General features: G+C 59.9%; 13 protein-coding genes. 9 read left to right on the forward strand and 4 right to left on the reverse strand.

The genetic code is table 11. From position 1 onward, the window contains the following. Positions 1 to 122: 122 nt before the first annotated feature. Positions 123 to 2,519 (reverse strand): PAS domain S-box protein, encoded by a 2,397-nt coding sequence (locus tag C2E19_RS26885; RefSeq protein ID WP_129395755.1) that lies wholly within the window; start codon positions 2,517 to 2,519, stop codon positions 123 to 125. Positions 2,520 to 2,592: 73 nt separating this feature from the next. Here C2E19_RS26885 and C2E19_RS26890 point away from each other — a divergent pair, with 73 nt between their 5' ends. Continuing rightward, positions 2,593 to 3,582: an alpha/beta hydrolase family protein gene (locus tag C2E19_RS26890; protein ID WP_129395756.1), complete on the forward strand. Its 990-nt coding sequence runs from the start codon at positions 2,593 to 2,595 to the stop codon at positions 3,580 to 3,582. Positions 3,583 to 3,717: 135 nt separating this feature from the next. On the opposite strand, the gene C2E19_RS26895 is transcribed toward C2E19_RS26890, so the two are convergent. Genes C2E19_RS26895 through C2E19_RS26905 form a run of 3 tightly spaced genes read right to left on the reverse strand, consistent with a single transcriptional unit; the run spans position 3,718 to position 6,174 of the window. Beyond that, positions 3,718 to 4,485: a TerB family tellurite resistance protein gene (locus C2E19_RS26895; protein WP_129395757.1), complete on the reverse strand. Its 768-nt coding sequence runs from the start codon at positions 4,483 to 4,485 to the stop codon at positions 3,718 to 3,720. A gap of 1 nt (position 4,486) precedes the next feature. Next, complete coding sequence (murU, locus tag C2E19_RS26900; protein ID WP_129395758.1) at positions 4,487 to 5,158, reverse strand: N-acetylmuramate alpha-1-phosphate uridylyltransferase MurU; 672 nt, start codon at positions 5,156 to 5,158, stop codon at positions 4,487 to 4,489. After that, the gene (locus C2E19_RS26905; RefSeq protein ID WP_129395759.1) at positions 5,155 to 6,174 is read right to left on the reverse strand and encodes an aminoglycoside phosphotransferase family protein; all 1,020 of its coding nucleotides are present in this window, start codon (positions 6,172 to 6,174) and stop codon (positions 5,155 to 5,157) included. The genes murU and C2E19_RS26905 overlap by 4 nt, the downstream gene beginning before the upstream one ends. 130 nt (positions 6,175 to 6,304) lie before the next feature. On the opposite strand from C2E19_RS26905, the gene C2E19_RS26910 reads away from it, so the two are divergent. The 8 genes from C2E19_RS26910 to C2E19_RS26945 all read left to right on the forward strand — a co-directional run bounded on the left by C2E19_RS26910 (position 6,305) and on the right by C2E19_RS26945 (position 16,159). Then, a complete protein-coding gene (locus C2E19_RS26910; RefSeq protein WP_129395760.1) occupies positions 6,305 to 9,103 on the forward strand; it encodes an LPS-assembly protein LptD in 2,799 nt (932 codons plus the stop codon). Then, entirely contained in the window at positions 9,084 to 10,400 is a 1,317-nt protein-coding gene (surA, locus tag C2E19_RS26915; RefSeq protein WP_164979457.1) for a peptidylprolyl isomerase SurA, read from the forward strand. The genes C2E19_RS26910 and surA overlap by 20 nt, the downstream gene beginning before the upstream one ends. Further along, complete coding sequence (gene pdxA, locus C2E19_RS26920; RefSeq protein WP_129395761.1) at positions 10,397 to 11,386, forward strand: 4-hydroxythreonine-4-phosphate dehydrogenase PdxA; 990 nt, start codon at positions 10,397 to 10,399, stop codon at positions 11,384 to 11,386. The genes surA and pdxA overlap by 4 nt, the downstream gene beginning before the upstream one ends. Further along, complete coding sequence (rsmA, locus tag C2E19_RS26925; RefSeq protein ID WP_129395762.1) at positions 11,383 to 12,201, forward strand: 16S rRNA (adenine(1518)-N(6)/adenine(1519)-N(6))-dimethyltransferase RsmA; 819 nt, start codon at positions 11,383 to 11,385, stop codon at positions 12,199 to 12,201. Before pdxA ends, rsmA begins: the two co-directional genes overlap by 4 nt. A gap of 113 nt (positions 12,202 to 12,314) precedes the next feature. Then, positions 12,315 to 12,695 carry a Co2+/Mg2+ efflux protein ApaG gene (apaG, locus tag C2E19_RS26930; protein WP_095122614.1) on the forward strand — a complete coding sequence of 127 codons (381 nt, stop codon included), beginning with the start codon at positions 12,315 to 12,317 and terminating at the stop codon, positions 12,693 to 12,695. Continuing rightward, positions 12,695 to 13,576 (forward strand): symmetrical bis(5'-nucleosyl)-tetraphosphatase, encoded by an 882-nt coding sequence (locus tag C2E19_RS26935; RefSeq protein ID WP_129395763.1) that lies wholly within the window; start codon positions 12,695 to 12,697, stop codon positions 13,574 to 13,576. The genes apaG and C2E19_RS26935 overlap by 1 nt, the downstream gene beginning before the upstream one ends. Before the next feature lie 33 nt (positions 13,577 to 13,609). Next, on the forward strand, positions 13,610 to 13,939 hold the full coding sequence (gene glpE / locus C2E19_RS26940; RefSeq protein ID WP_016983139.1) for a thiosulfate sulfurtransferase GlpE: 330 nt from the start codon (positions 13,610 to 13,612) through the stop codon (positions 13,937 to 13,939). Between the two features lie 297 nt (positions 13,940 to 14,236). Further along, positions 14,237 to 16,159 (forward strand): PrkA family serine protein kinase, encoded by a 1,923-nt coding sequence (locus C2E19_RS26945; protein ID WP_007910115.1) that lies wholly within the window; start codon positions 14,237 to 14,239, stop codon positions 16,157 to 16,159. Positions 16,160 to 16,192 lie beyond the last annotated feature (33 nt).

Genomic DNA, 16,192 nt, shown 5'->3' on the forward strand with positions numbered 1-16,192 from the left:
TTTCTCCTCGTTACTTCCGAGCCAAGATCATTCGCGAGCAAGCCCGCTCCCACAGGAGAATGCATTCCAACATGTGGGAGCGGGCTTGCTCGCGAAGGCGTCAGCATTCACACCACAAACTATCAGGCCTCACTCACCGGCACGCGCACCACCAGACTGGTGCCCTCCCCCGGTTCACTCTCCAGCACCAACCGCCCACCCATGATCAACACCCGTTCACGCATGCCGACCAGGCCAAACGAGGTCGGCCTACCCGTAGCGGCGACAAATCCTACGCCATCATCACTGACCGTCAGACACAATTCGTCGCCCGCAAGCTCCAATGTCAGTTCCACAGTATGCGCCTGAGCATGGCGCATCACGTTGGTCAGCGCTTCCTGCAATATCCGGAACAGCCCGATCGCCTTGGCATCGCTGAGCGGCGGCAGGTTGTCCGGCACCTGCACCAGACACGGAATCTGCGTACGCGCCTCGAACCGTCGTGCCTGCCACTCGATCGCCGAAGCAATCCCGGCATCGAGAATCGGCGGACGCAACGCCGTCGCCACATCCCGCACCAACTGAAACAACTGGGCGATCAGGCGCTTCATGCTGTTCAGCCGTTCATTCAGGCCTGGGTCGAGTTGCGCGTAGGCCAATTCGCACATCGACGTCTCCAGTTTCAGCACGGTGAGCATCTGCCCCAGTTCATCGTGCACTTCGCGGGCGATCCGCGCCTTTTCCTCTTCGCGCACGCTCTCAAGGTGCGCCGACAGTTCGCGCAGTTGTTCGCGAGAGTCGGCCAGTTCCAGCTCGATGCGCTTGCTCTCGGTGATGTCCCAGACGATGCCATCCCACACGTAAGCGCCATCCTCCAGCTGGCGGGTGATCGCCTTGATCTCGGCCCAGCGTTGTTCACCCTGACGCGTGACGATCCGGCCCTGCCACGACCAGTCACTGTCGGTGTCCAGCGCCTGATCCTGGGTGCGGTGATAACTGGCCTTGTCGTCCGGGTGCACCAGACTGCGCAGGCCCATGTCACGGTGGGCAATCACGGCCGGCGCGTAGCCGACCAGGCTTTCACTGCCCTCGCTGATATAGGCAAAGTCGATCTGCCCGGTCACCGGCGCCCGCTCCAGACGGAACACCAGGCCCGGCACGTTGGCGGCGATGCCTTGCAGGCGCGCCTCACTTTCCTGCAACGCGGCCAATGCACGGCGACGCTCGGTGACGTCGTTGAGATAAACCACCAGATACTCACTGTCGCGAAAGCGCAGAAAACTCAGCGACACATCCGCCGGCAAGACACTGCCATCGGCGCGCACGCAATTGGTTTCGAAACTCAGCGGCCCTTCTTCGCTGGCCCGCGCGCGCTTCCACAGATTGAGCCAGCGATCCATGTGCAGGCCTGGCTCGAAGTCGATCAAAGGTCGCTCGATCAGCCCGCCCGAGGGATAACCGAGCATGATTTCCGCCGCGCGATTGGCGTAACGCACGTGGCTGTCCCAATTGACCCAGAGAATGCCGACGGTACTTTGATCGATGGAAAATTGCGTCAGCCGCAGGGCTTCCTCACTTGCCGCGCGCAGGGCGATGTCTTCGCGGGCGGCGAGCAGACGCTGTTCGAGACTGTGCTGCTGACGCCGCTGCCAGAACACGATCGCCACGCAACTGAGCAACATCACTGCGAACAACAGACTGAGGTTCTGCCAAAACCCCGGTGACTCGGACAGTCGCGGATATTTCGGTTGCAGCCATTGATTGTGCAGGCGCTCCAGGTCTTTCCCCGGAATCGCACGCAAGGCGCTCTGCACGATGCCGGCAAGCTCGGGCCAGTCGCGGCGCGTGGCGATGCGCAGCAATTGCGGCAAACCGATATCGCCGACCACCAGCAGTTCGGCGAACTCGGACTCTACCGACAAACGTCCGAGCTGCGCTTCATCGATCACCGCATAAGACGCCTGCTGACTCAACAGCAACTGCAACGCCTGACGGTCCAGCGGCACGCCTTGCAGGTTCAGATGTGGATAGTTGCCGCGCAGATAGTCTGCCGTCGTGCTCGGCATGCGCACGGCAACGCGGGTCTGGCTGTCGAGCTTTTCCAGATCGATGGCGCCGCTGGCCTTTTGATCGCTGACGATCAACTGCGGCACGCGCATGTACGGATCGGAAAACTGCCACAGGCGCAACGCGCTCGGTGTCTGTGTCAGGCCGGGGGCGATATCGATTTCACCCGCGCGCAGGGCCGCTTCCAGTTGCGCGAGGTCTTGAAAATTGCGCCAACTCAGTTCGACATTGAGCGCTTTGGCCAGCAACTTCATCACCTCAACGTTGGCCCCGGACAGGCGTTGCGAGCGCCGGTCATATTGCGCATAGGGCGCTTGCAGCACCAGGCCGACGCGCAATTCAGCATGCTGCGCCAACCATTGCTGCTGACTCGATGACAATTGCGCGAGGTGTGCCGGTGGCGCAGGCGCCGCCCAGCCCATCAAGGGAAACCACAAACAGCCGATAACCCACAGGCAGCAAAATCGCTTCATTGAAGTCTCATACACTGACAAATTCTGACCAACCCATTAGGCTGCCGGGATACTTTCTGGCCTGGAATAACCGATGCCCTCTGTTTATCGCCTGGCAATGCCAGCATTGTGCCTGTCGCTGATCCTGCCTTGTGCGTTTTCCGTTGAAGCCGCCGACCCGGCGCCCGCCGCCACGGCAGAAAAACCTGCCGAAGAAAAACCGGCCGAACGCCAGCCACTGCTTGAGCGTAGTCAGGAAGAGGCCGCCGCACTGGAACGTAAGGTGCCGGCGCAGGAACAACAGCAATTGCAGGCTGGCAGCGACACCTTTCTGGCCCTGTGGAAACCGGCCAACACCGCCGAACCCAAAGGAGCGGTGATTATCATCCCCGGCGCCGGCGAGACGGCTGACTGGCCGCAGGCAATCGGTCCGTTGCGGCGCAAACTGCCGGATGTCGAGTGGAGCAGCCTGAGTATCACCCTGCCCGATCTGCAAAGCGATGCCATCGCACCGCGTGTAATCGAGCCCGCCGCCGCACCGAAAGCAGCAGAAACCGGCAGCAAGGATTCGACCACCGCACAACCGATCGAACAAGCCGCCGGAGGGGAAGCCGAAGTCGCCGATCAGGTCGTTGCCGAAACCACCGAAGAACAAGCCAAAGCCGACGCCGAACGCATCTTCGCGCGCATTGATGCCGCGATTGGCTATGCCGAACAGCAGAGTGCGCGACGCATTGTCGTACTCGGCCATGGCACGGGGGCCTATTGGGCGGCGCGTTATCTGAGCGAGAAGCAAACCGCGCAGGTGGAGAAGTTGGTCATGGTCGACGCGCAGATGCCGGCCAAGGCCAAGCCGCAACTGGCGGAGCTGACACCGACACTGAAGTTGCCGACCGCAGACATTTTCTACATGGACAAACCGCTGGATCGCAACGCAGCGCTGGAACGTATGCAGGCGAGCAAACGCTTGAAGACGTCAGCGTTCAGCCAGGTGGCGTTGAAGGCGTTGCCGGATAACAAAGCCGAACAGGAACAGTTGTTCCGCCGGGTGCGCGGCTGGTTGAGTCCGCAGAACACCGATTGATCGATAGACCGAGTTGCCCCATTCGCGAGCAAGCCCGCTCCCACATTTGATTTCATTCCAACTGAAGGAATCCGATCCAATGTGGGAGCGGGCTTGCTCGCGAAGAGGCCCTAACCCGCAACACACATCTAACGACTAGCGAAAATCCCGCCGTTCACGAATCAACGTGTAGGCGTTGTGCAGCTCCCGAGTACGTTCGGTCGCGTCACGCACCTGCGCCGGCGTCGCCCCGCTGCCGGCGATCTTGTCCGGATGATGACGACTGAGCAAACGCCGATAAGCGCGTTTGATCTGCGCCGGCTCACTGGTCGCTGACACGCCAAGCAGTTTCATCGCCTCCTGATAACTCACCGCCGCACTGACGATCGGCCGTTTGCCGGGTTCGTAGTCACTGGCCAGCGCCTGCACCTGATGCGTCGTCCAGCCCAGCCATTTGCCCCACTGCGCGAGTAATTCACGCTCACTCACGCCTGCGCGACCGTCAGCCCAGACCATTCGCCAACACGCGCGCAACACCCCTTCGGCGGCATGCGGCTGCGCACTCAGACGGCGCAGGTAACCGCGCAGACTATCGCTGCCGGACTTGCCGCGATTGAACGCGGCGATGGCCCGCCGCTGCGCAGGCTCTCCCATCTCCAGCGCGCGCATCTCGTTGCGCGCCTGATGGATATGGCCGTCAGTAACCCGCCCGTCACTCTTGGCCAGCCGCCCGAGCAACACAAAAAGCAATTCGTCGTTGCGCAGCATTGGCCGACCGCCAAGCTTTTCACGCAATTGTCCCCAGCTCTGCAGGTGCAGGCGCCGATCCAGCGCCTGCCCCAGCAATGCACCAAGCATGGCCCCCGGAATGCTCGCGATAGCAAAACCTGCTCCGGCTCCAATCAGAGTCCCTGGCCACAACATATCAGCGACTCGCTTCTATCAGGTGTTCAGCTTCCGCCAGCCGCTCATGCGTACCGACATCCACCCAATGACCTTTCAGACGCTCGCCAGTGATCTGTCCGGCGGCCATGGCTATGCGCAACAGCGGCGCCAGTTTGAAGGCGCCGTCCGCGCAGCCGTCGAACAATTGCGGATGCAGCACGGCGATGCCGCTGTAGGTCAGGGTCGGCAGATCTGCCTGACCGTCGCGCACTTTGCCGTCGACGAGCATGAAATCGCCCGCCGGGTGATGCGGCGGATTGTCGGCCAGGACCAGATGCGCCAGCCCGTTGATCGGCTGATGCAGCACGCTGAAGTCGTAATCGGTCCAGATATCGCCATTGACCACCAGGAACGCGTCGTCGCCGAGCAATGGCAGTGCACGGAAAATCCCGCCACCGGTTTCCAGCGGCTCGCCTTCCGGCGAGTACTCGATGCTCACGCCAAACTGCGCACCGTCACCGAGGTAATCCTCGATCTGCTGACCGAGCCAGGCATGGTTGATGACGATTTCGCTGAAACCTGCCGCTGCCAGCGCGCGCAGGTGATATTCGATCAGGGGAACACCGCCGGCACGCACCAGCGGTTTCGGTGTGGTCAGGGTCAGCGGGCGCATGCGCTCGCCTTTGCCTGCCGCCAGAATCATTGCCTTCATGCCGTCGCTCCGCCTCGCAGGCTGGTGAACAGCGTTTGCAGCTCCGCCAGTTCCGGGCGACGGGCGATCACTGCTTCTATATAAGAGAAGAAGCGCGGCACGTCGGCCAGATAACGTGGTTTGCCGTCGCGATGGCAGATGCGGGCGAAGATGCCGATGACTTTCAGATGGCGCTGGACGCCCATCAGGTCGCTGGCGCGCAGGAAATCTTCGAAGTCCGGCTGGACTGGAATATTCAGCGCCGAAGCCTGTTGCCAGTAGCTTTCCAGCCAGCCGCGCACGCGCTCTTCAGGCCAACTCAGGAAAGCGTCCTTGAACAGGCAGGTCACGTCGTACGTCACCGGGCCATAGACCGCGTCCTGAAAATCCAGCACGCCAGGGTTCGGTTCGCTGATCATCAGGTTGCGCGGCATGTAGTCGCGGTGAACCAGCACTTTGGGCTGCGCCAGGGCGCTGTCGATCAACAGATCACTGATGCGCTGCCATTGTTGCTGCTGGGTCGCATCGAACTCGATACCGAGTTCACGCTTCACGTACCACTCCGGGAACAGTTCCAGCTCACGGCGCAGCAACGCCACGTCGTAACTCGGCAACGGTGCAACCATCGGCAACTGCTGAAAAGCCAGCAGCGCTTGCAGGGCATCGCTGAACAATTTGTCGGCATTTTCGTCATCGATCACGTCGAGATAGGTCTTGTTGCCCAGGTCATTGAGCAAAAGAAATCCACGCTCGAGGTCTTCGGCATAAATTTTCGGCACGTTTATTCCGGATTTCGCCAGCAAAAAAGCGATATCCACGAACGGTTTGCAGTTTTCCTGCGGTGGCGGCGCGTCCATCACGACGAAGCTGCGACCGGCACCTTCCCAGCGGAAGTAACGGCGGAAACTCGCGTCGCTACTGGCCGCAGTCAACGTGGCCGGGGGCACGGCGCCCCAACCCTGATCTGCAAAAAGGATTGCCAACTGCTCATCGAGCCAAACTTTCAGGTGTTGCAAGCGTACATCTTGATCAGGCATTGCAAGGGTCTCCGACGGCGCTAGCCGTCAAGCGGGTCATGCTTTATTATCCAGCATCTTTTTCAGACCATCGAGAGGCGTGCGGCCCACACCGCGGGCAGATGGCACGCAGGAAGCCCGGACTAATAAGATGGCATTGAAATCCCCCGCGTTTCGTAAAAAATTTCCGTTGTTGGTAACCGGCAGTCTGCTGGCTATGCAACCTCTGGCCAGTCAATTCGTTGTCGCCGCCGAGCAGTATGACTGCTCCGTCTCGGCTTCGGGTGGTTGGGCCTGTGCGCCCAAATCAACCGCTGCAGCTTTGCCGCCACGACCAGTGCATGACGGCAGTGCCGTCAGTGCCACCGGCGAAGCGGCGAGCGAGAACGGTTCGGTTGCCGACACAGGCCCTAAAACGGCACTGGTCACCGAAGCCAAGGGCCGTGGCCTGAAATCCCGTAGCGAAGACTTCAGTCACCTCGACTGGGTTCCGCGCGAGAAGCTCACCGCCGCCCAACTGGCCGAGACCGGTCCTTATTGCTCGGGTGCCTACATCGAGCCGACTCGTCCTGGCATGAATGACAAGACGAACAAAAGCGATGCTCCGACCTTTATCGGCGCAAAAGCCTCGCGCTATAACACCGATGATCAAGTCGGTACGCTGGCCGGTGATGTTGTCCTGCGTCAGGGCAGCATGCAGGTCGAATCCGACGAGGCGAGCCTGTACCAGGCCGAGAGCCGCGCCGAACTCAGTGGCGACGTGCGCATCCGTGACAATGGCGCACTGATCGTCGGCGACCACGCCGATGTACAGCTCGACACCGGTGAAGCCAAGGTCGACAACGCCGAATACGTGATGCACAAATCGCGCATCCGCGGTAACGCGCTGTACGCCAAGCGTGCGGAAAACGCGATCATCCGCTTGAAGGACGGCACGTACACCACGTGCGAACCGAACAGCAACGCGTGGCAACTCAAGGGCAACAACATCACCTTGAACCCGGCGACCGGTTTCGGTACCGCGACCAACGTGACGCTGCGCGTCAAAGACATCCCGATCCTGTACACGCCGTACATCTACTTCCCGATCGATGACCGTCGTCAATCGGGCTTCCTGCCGCCGACCATCGGCACCGGCAGCGATACCGGCTTCATGCTGGTCACCCCGTACTACTTCAACCTGGCGCCGAACTACGATGCCACGTTGTACCCGCGCTACATGGCCAAGCATGGCATGTTGGTGGAGGGTGAGTTCCGTTACCTGACCAAGTCCAGCGAAGGTCAGTTCGGTGCGGCGTATCTGAACGACGAAGATACCGATCGCAGCAAGCAGACCGATTACGAAAAAAATCGCTACATGTACAACTGGCAGCACAAGGGCGGTCTCGACTCGCGTGTATTCACTCAGGTGGACTACACCAAGATCAGCGATCCGTATTACTTCCAGGATCTACAGACCGATCAGATCGGTGTAAAAAGCGAAGACTACGTGAACCAGCAAGGCTCCGTCAGCTATCGTGGCGACAGCTATACCGCTCGCTTGAATGCTCAGGCGTACCAACTGGCGACTGTTTCGAACATCACGCCATATGACCGTCTGCCGCAGATCACTTTCAATGGTCAGCTGCCATACAATCCGCAAGGACTGCGTTTCGATTACGAGACGGAGCTGGTTCGCTTTGACCGTGATCTGAAAGACGGCAACTTCGTCAACGAAGACGGTTCTGTCGAGCGTCGGCTGGATAACAACGTGACCGGGCTGGCCCGGGCCACTGGCGACCGACTCAACCTGAAGCCAGCTATCAGCCTGCCGATGGACTGGACTTATGGCTTCCTGAAGCCATCGGTCAAATACCAGTACACCCAGTACCAGCTTGACCTGGACGGTACCGGCAAGTCGCAGATCGCAGCCTTGAGCCCTGAGCAACAGAAGCTGAACGGCCGATTCGACAGCAACGAGAATCGCGGTGTACCGATCGTCAGCATCGACAGTGGTCTCTACTTCGATCGCAATACCACTTGGTTCGGCAAGAACTATCGCCAGACCCTGGAACCTCGCCTGTTCTACCTCTATGTGCCTGAGAAAGATCAAGGCGACATCCCGGTATTCGACACCGGCGAATACACCTTCAACTATGCATCGCTGTTCCGCGACAACCGCTTCTCTGGCTCCGACCGTGTCGGTGACGAGAACAAGCTGTCGCTGGGTGTGACCAACCGCTGGATTGAAGAAGACGGCTTCGAGCGTCAACGCATCAGTGTCGGTCAGGCGCTGTATTTCAAGGATCGCGAAGTTCAGTTGCCGGGTATCGATGCTAAAACCCGCGAAGACGCGCACTCCAATGTTTCTCCGTACGCGCTGGAATACGAATACCGCTGGAACCGCGACTGGCGCACCACTGCCGATTACAACTGGGATCCGGACAGCCGCAGCCCGCGTTCAGGCAGTGCGATGTTCCACTACCAGCCTGAAGCCAACCCGAACAAGGTCATCAACGCTGGCTATCGCTATCGCAATGACCAGGTACGTTATGACCAGAACACCGGTAAGTGGTCGGTGGGCGGCGGTGACTACGGCACCCCTGGCACTCCTGGCTACGTGAAGGATTACTACAAGATCCAGCAGCATGACTTCTCGGTCATCTGGCCGATCGTTCCACAGTGGAACGCGATCAGCCGCTGGCAGTACGACTACAACCGCAACCGTACACTGGAAGCCTTCGGTGGTTTCGAGTACGACAACTGCTGCTGGAAACTGCGCCTGATTAACCGTTACTGGGTCAGCTATGACGAAAACAGTCAGGACGCCCCACAAAACGAAAAAGGCGACCACGGCGTCTTCCTCCAAATTGTTCTGAAGGGACTCGGCGGCCTTACCGGCGCCAAGGTAGAGAGCTTCCTCGACAAAGGCATCCAAGGTTATCGTCAACGTGAAGACCAAGCTTTCTGATTGTCTGCGCCCGCTGATGCTGGGCGCGTTGTTCCTGGGTACGGCGGCCAACGCCGCCGTACAGTCCATCGATAAAGTGGTAGCGATCGTCGACAACGACGTGGTCATGCAGAGCCAACTGGACCAGCGTGTTCACGAAGTTCAACAGACCATCGCCAAGCGTGGGGGTGGCTCGCCACCTCCAGGCGTACTGGATCAGCAGGTGCTTGAGCGCCTGATCGTCGAAAACCTGCAATTGCAGATCGGCGAACGCTCCGGCATCCGCATCACCGATGAAGAACTGAACCAGGCTGTCGGTACGATTGCCCAGCGCAACAATATGACCGTGGATCAATTCCGCGCCGCCCTGGCTCACGATGGTCTGTCTTATGACGACGCCCGTGACCAGATCAAGCGTGAGATGATCATCAGCCGTGTTCGTCAACGCCGTGTGGCAGAGCGCATCCAGGTTTCCGAGCAGGAAGTGAAAAACTTTCTCGCCTCCGACCTGGGCAAGATGCAACTGTCCGAAGAACTGCACCTGGCCAACATCCTCATCCCGACACCGGAAAGCGCCAACTCTGAAGCCATTCAGAGCGCTGCCCGTCAGGCCATGGACGTTTACCAGCAACTCAAGCAAGGCGCTGACTTCGGTCAACTGGCCGTTGCCAAATCCGGTAGCGACAACGCCCTGGAAGGCGGCGACATGGGCTGGCGTAAAGCCGCGCAACTGCCACCGCCGTTCGACCGCGAGCTGAGCAGCATGGCGGTCGGTGACATCACGCAGCCTGCACGCACTCCGGGTGGTTTCATCATCCTGAAGCTGCTGGCCAAGCGTGGCGGCGAAGCGCAGATGCGCGACGAAGTGCATGTGCGCCACATTCTGGTCAAGCCAAGCCCGATCCGCGACGAAGCCAAGACCAAGGCGCTGGTTCAATCCTTGTATGACCGCATCCTGGCAGGTGAAGATTTCGCCGAACTGGCGAAGAGCTACTCCGAAGACCCGGGTTCGGCCCTCAACGGCGGCGATCTGAACTGGATCGATCCGAACGCACTGGTACCGGAATTCCGCGAAGTGATGGCCAAGACTCCACAAGGTCAGCTGTCCAAGCCATTCCAGACCCAATACGGCTGGCACGTTCTCGAAGTCCTTGGCCGTCGTGCCACTGACAGCACCGAACAGGCCCGTGAGCAGCAAGCGATGACCGTACTGCGTAACCGCAAATACGACGAAGAGCTGCAAACCTGGCTGCGTCAGATCCGTGACGAAGCGTACGTAGAGATCAAACTCCCTGGTGCAGACCAGGCAGCGCAGTGAAACCCAAACGTTTCGCGCTGACACCCGGCGAACCAGCCGGCATCGGTCCCGACCTGTGCCTGCTGCTCGCCTCGCAAGCCCAGCCACATCCCCTGATTGCCATCACCAGCCGCGACCTGCTCAAAGAGCGGGCCGCGCAGCTGGGGCTGGCCGTCAATCTGCTGGATGTCGCGCCAAGTCACTGGCCGGACGCTCCGGCACCCGCAGGCAGCCTGTATGTCTGGGATACGCCGCTCAGCGCCCCGGTGGTGGCCGGGCAACTGGACAAGGCCAACGCCGCTTTCGTCCTCGAAACCCTGACCCGTGCCGGCAACGGCTGCCTCAACGGCGACTTCGCCGGGATGATCACTGCGCCGGTGCACAAAGGCGTGATCAACGAGTCGGGCATCGCATTCTCCGGACACACTGAATTTCTCGCAGACCTGACCCATACCGCCCAGGTCGTGATGATGCTGGCGACACGCGGCTTGCGTGTGGCACTCGTCACCACTCACCTGCCCCTGCGCGAGATCGCCGATGCGATCACGCCGCAGCGGCTGGAACGGGTCACGCGGATCCTGCACAGCGACCTGCAAAACAAATTCGGCATCGCCCGGCCACGCATTCTGGTTTGCGGGCTTAACCCGCACGCCGGTGAAGGCGGCCACCTGGGCCATGAAGAAATCGACATCATCGAACCCACATTAGAGCGCCTGCGCGGCGAGGGCATGGACCTTCGTGGCCCGCTGCCTGCCGACACTCTGTTTACCCCCAAATATCTGGAGCACTGCGACGCAGTGCTGGCGATGTACCACGACCAGGGTTTGCCTGTGCTCAAGTACAAAGGCTTCGGCGCTGCCGTCAACGTGACACTGGGCCTGCCGATTATCCGCACCTCGGTCGACCACGGCACCGCCCTGGATCTGGCCGGCAGCGGCAAGATCGACACCGGCAGCCTGCAAGTCGCCCTGGAAACCGCCTACCAGATGGCCGAGACCCGTTTATGACCGAGCTATATCAACACAAGGCGCGCAAACGCTTTGGCCAGAACTTCCTGCACGATGCCGGCGTCATCGACCGCATCCTGCGCTCCATCCACGCCAAAGCCGACGACCGCCTGCTGGAAATCGGCCCGGGCCAGGGCGCGCTGACCGCCGGCCTGTTGTCCTCCGGCGCGCAACTCGATGTGGTGGAACTGGACAAGGATCTGATCCCGATCCTCAACCAGCAGTTTGCCGGCAAGAGCAATTTCAACCTGCACCAGGGCGACGCGCTGAAGTTTGACTTCAACTCGCTCAATGCCGCGCCGAACAGCCTGCGAGTGGTCGGTAACCTGCCGTACAACATCTCGACGCCGCTGATTTTTCACCTGTTGAACAACGCCGGCATCATTCGCGACATGCATTTCATGTTGCAGAAGGAAGTGGTCGAGCGTCTGGCCGCAGGCCCTGGCGGCGGTGACTGGGGTCGCCTGTCGATCATGGTTCAGTACCACTGCCGCGTAGAGCACCTGTTCAACGTCGGTCCGGGCGCGTTCAACCCGCCGCCGAAAGTCGACTCGGCCATCGTCCGACTGGTGCCGCACGCGGTGCTGCCGCACCCGGCCAAGGATCACAAACTGCTGGAGCGCGTCGTCCGCGAAGCCTTCAACCAGCGCCGCAAAACCCTGCGCAACACACTCAAGCAATTGCTCAGCAATGCCGAGATCGAAGCCGCCGGTGTCGATGGCAGCCTGCGTCCGGAGCAACTGGACCTGGCCGCGTTCGTACGCCTGGCCGACCAGCTCGCCATACAAGTCCCGGCCTCCCCCGCCGCCGACTGACAAGCGATGAACGCTATCGGGCAGGACGCCACTCTGGTTTACTGCCCGATACTTGCCTAGACTGATTCCCCATCAGCTACGCCCCGCGTTCCGCTTCGTTTAAGGCCTTTTGCATGTCCGATTCCCGTTACCAGGTCGATGTCAGTGTCGTTACCCGCTATCTGGCAGACCAATCGCAACCCGAGCACGACCGCTTCGCCTTCGCCTACACCATCACCGTGCAGAACAATGGCGAGCAGCCTGCGCGCCTGATGTCGCGACATTGGGTGATCACCGATGGCGACGGGCATGTCGAAGAAGTGCGCGGCGCCGGTGTCGTCGGCCAGCAACCTCTGATCGACGCAGGCCAGAGCCATACCTACAGCAGCGGCACGGTGATGACCACCAAGGTCGGCACCATGCAGGGCACTTACGAAATGGTCGCCACCGACGGCAAACATTTCGACGCCATCATCAAGCCGTTCCGTCTCGCCGTACCCGGAGCTCTGCACTGATGGCAACGTATGCCGTCGGCGACCTGCAAGGCTGCCTCGAACCGCTCAAGTGCCTGCTCAAGCAAGTGGCGTTCGACCCCAAGCTCGATCGCCTGTGGCTGGTCGGCGATCTGGTCAACCGTGGCCCGCAATCGCTGGAAACCCTGCGTTTTCTGTACGGCATGCGCGAATCGCTGGTCTGCGTACTGGGTAATCACGATCTGCATTTGCTGGCAGCGGCGAAAAACATCGAGCGCCTGAAGAAGTCCGACACCCTGCGCGAGATTCTCGAGGCGCCGGACAGCGCCGAATTGCTGGAATGGGTACGCCAGCAAAAGCTGATGCATTACGACGAAACACGCGATGTCGCCATGGTGCATGCCGGCATTCCACCGCAATGGTCGCTGAGCCGCGCGTTGAAGTGCGCCGCCGAAGTCGAAGCCGTCCTGCGGGACGACAATCTGTTCCCTGCCTACCTCGACGGCATGTACGGCAACGATCCGGCGAAATGGGACAACGATCTCAAAGGCGTGACCCGTTTGCGCGTCATCACCAACTATTTCACGCGCATGCGCTTTTGCACCGCCGAAGGCAAACTCGACCTCAAGAGCAAAGAAGGCCTCGACACTGCCCCTCCCGGATTCAAACCTTGGTTCCAGCACAAGGAGCGCAAGACCCGCGGCTTGCGGATTATCTTCGGTCACTGGGCAGCACTCGAAGGCAACATCCATGAGCCGGGTATCTCGGCGCTGGACACCGGTTGCGTCTGGGGCGGCAGCCTGACCCTGATGAACGTCGACAGCGGCGAACGCCTGTCATGCAAATGCGACGAACACGGCGGCCTCGCCCAGACTGTCGCACCACTTATCCCCGAAACTTCGCCAGTCAGCGCACCGCGTTAGACTGCGCTTTCAGCCGAGCAACAGGAACCCGCCATGAGCGAATTCAAACGAATCCCCCCGGAACAGGCCCAGGCCCTGCGTGAACAAGGTGCTGTCGTCGTCGACGTACGCGACCCGGCGACTTTTGCCGCCCTGCACATCAGCGGCTCGAAGCATCTGGACAATCATTCCCTGCACGCTTTCATCCAAGGCGCCGACCTTGATGCACCGACCGTGGTTGTCTGCTACCACGGCAATTCCAGTCAGGGTGCTGCGGCTTACCTGATCAGCCAAGGCTTCTCCGACGTCTACAGCATGGACGGCGGCTTTGAGCTGTGGCGTACGACTTATCCTGCGGAAACTGCCCAAGGCACCGCCGAATAATTTTTTTGCAACGCGCAGGCCCCGGCTCCCGTGGGCCTGCGCGGGCAGACGAACGGTCTTGCCACACATAATTACGTATCTCGCCTTTACCTCCCGAATTCCCAACTATCCTTAAGCCCAGGCCATCCAAAACAGGGGAGAGCCGGTACACCGGCGCACGGGTCATCGGGAGTGACTTTCGCGATTGTCGATCGTGAAAGTGTTCTGGGGGGTAAACAAACAGCTGCCGTAGCGGTTGTTTGCCAGCATCGACTGAGTGATCCGGCGTCGGCTCCACGTATCGAGCGAGGTGACGTCATGAGTATCTTTAGCCACTTCCAACAACGCTTCGAGTCCACACGCCAGGAAGAACTCTCGCTGCAAGAGTACCTGGAGCTGTGCAAGAAAGACCGTAGCGCCTACGTTTCCGCCGCCGAGCGTCTATTGCTGGCCATCGGCGAACCGGAACTGCTCGACACCTCGACCAACTCGAGGCTGTCACGCATCTTCTCCAACAAGGTGATCCGTCGCTATCCGGCCTTCGAAGACTTCCACGGGATGGAAGAATGCATCGACCAGATCGTCTCGTATTTCCGCCACGCCGCCCAAGGCCTGGAAGAGAAGAAACAGATCCTCTATCTGCTCGGCCCCGTCGGTGGCGGTAAATCGTCGCTGGCCGAGAAGCTGAAACAGCTGATCGAAAAAGTGCCCTTCTACGCGATCAAGGGTTCGCCGGTATTCGAATCGCCTTTGGGCCTGTTCAACGCCACCGAAGATGGCGCGATCCTCGAAGAAGACTTTGGTATCCCGCGGCGCTACCTGAACACCATCATGTCGCCTTGGGCGACCAAGCGCCTAGCCGAATTCGGCGGCGACATCAGCCAGTTCCGTGTGGTCAAACTGTACCCATCGATCCTCAATCAGATCGCGGTGGCCAAGACCGAACCGGGCGACGAGAACAACCAGGACATCTCGGCGCTGGTCGGTAAGGTCGACATCCGCAAACTCGAGGAATACCCACAGAACGACGCCGACGCCTACAGCTATTCCGGCGCGCTGTGCCGGGCCAACCAGGGCCTGATGGAATTCGTCGAAATGTTCAAGGCACCGATCAAGGTGCTGCACCCTTTGCTGACCGCGACCCAGGAAGGCAACTACAACAGTACCGAAGGGCTTGGCGCGATTCCGTTCACCGGGATCCTGCTTGCCCACTCCAACGAATCGGAGTGGCACACCTTCCGTAACAACAAGAACAACGAAGCGTTCATCGACCGGATCTACATCGTCAAAGTGCCGTATTGCCTGCGCGTCAGCGACGAAGTGAAGATCTACGACAAGCTGCTGTTCAACAGTTCGCTGGCCAAGGCGCATTGCGCACCAGATACCTTGAAGATGCTTGCGCAGTTCACCGTGCTTTCGCGCCTCAAGGAGCCGGAAAACTCCAACATCTATTCGAAGATGCGCGTCTACGACGGTGAAAACCTCAAGGACACCGATCCGAAAGCCAAGTCGATTCAGGAATACCGCGATTCGGCGGGTGTCGACGAGGGCATGAACGGTCTGTCTACGCGCTTCGCGTTCAAGATCCTCTCCAAGGTCTTCAACTTCGATCCGCATGAAATCGCCGCCAACCCGGTGCACCTGCTCTATGTGCTGGAACAGCAGATCGAACAGGAACAGTTCCAGGCCGAGACCCGCGAGCGCTATCTGCGCTACCTGAAGGAATACCTGGCGCCGCGTTATATCGAATTCATTGGCAAGGAGATCCAGACAGCTTATCTCGAGTCTTACAGCGAGTACGGCCAGAACATCTTCGACCGTTACGTGCTGTACGCGGACTTCTGGATTCAGGATCAGGAATACCGCGATCCGGAAACCGGCGAGATCCTCAACCGTGTTGCCCTCAACGAAGAACTGGAGAAAATCGAGAAACCGGCCGGCATCAGCAATCCGAAGGATTTCCGCAACGAAATCGTCAACTTCGTACTGCGCGCACGGGCCAACAACAACGGCAAGAATCCGACCTGGCTCAGCTACGAAAAACTGCGGGTGGTCATCGAGAAGAAAATGTTCTCGAACACCGAGGATCTGCTGCCAGTCATCAGTTTCAACGCCAAGGCCAGCAAAGAGGATCAGCAAAAGCACAACGACTTCGTCACTCGAATGGTCGAACGCGGCTACACCGACAAACAGGTACGGCTTCTTTCCGAATGGTACCTGCGGGTACGGAAGTCGCAGTGAAGCAGCTGCAAGCTTCTAGCTACGAGCTGCAAG

Origin of the sequence: Pseudomonas sp. DTU12.3, from assembly GCF_004124275.1 — a bacterium.
Taxonomy (GTDB): Bacteria; Pseudomonadota; Gammaproteobacteria; order Pseudomonadales; family Pseudomonadaceae; genus Aquipseudomonas; species Aquipseudomonas helmanticensis.